The sequence below is a fragment of the Nocardioides oceani genome (genome assembly GCF_030412965.1).
Lineage (GTDB): Bacteria > Actinomycetota > Actinomycetes > Propionibacteriales > Nocardioidaceae > Nocardioides > Nocardioides oceani.
The window spans coordinates 1-302 of sequence record NZ_JAUHJQ010000098.1; the positions used below are offsets into that span (position 1 = coordinate 1).

Consider the following 302-nt stretch of genomic DNA (forward strand, 5'->3'; position numbering starts at 1 on the left):
TTTTAGAGTAAGTGCAGTAAAAGCGCTGTGCTTTAACGAATAACTCACATTTATTTATACCCCTTTTCAAGTCAACAAATACTAACAAATCAACATGTGTGACGAAGAAGTTGCCGCTTTAGTCGTAGACAATGGATCCGGTATGTGCAAAGCCGGTTTCGCCGGGGACGATGCCCCTCGTGCTGTATTCCCTTCAATTGTGGGTCGGCCAAGACATCAAGGTGTCATGGTCGGCATGGGACAAAAGGACTCCTATGTAGGTGACGAAGCCCAAAGCACAAGAGGTATCCTTACTCTAAAAT

1 protein-coding gene is annotated in these 302 nt (G+C 45.0%); it reads left to right on the forward strand.

Annotated features, from left to right (window positions below; translation table 11 throughout):
* Nucleotides 1–94: 94 nt before the first annotated feature.
* Nucleotides 95–302 (forward strand): hypothetical protein (locus QWY28_RS23420; RefSeq protein ID WP_439117279.1); only part of this gene is annotated, 208 nt, incomplete at its 3' end.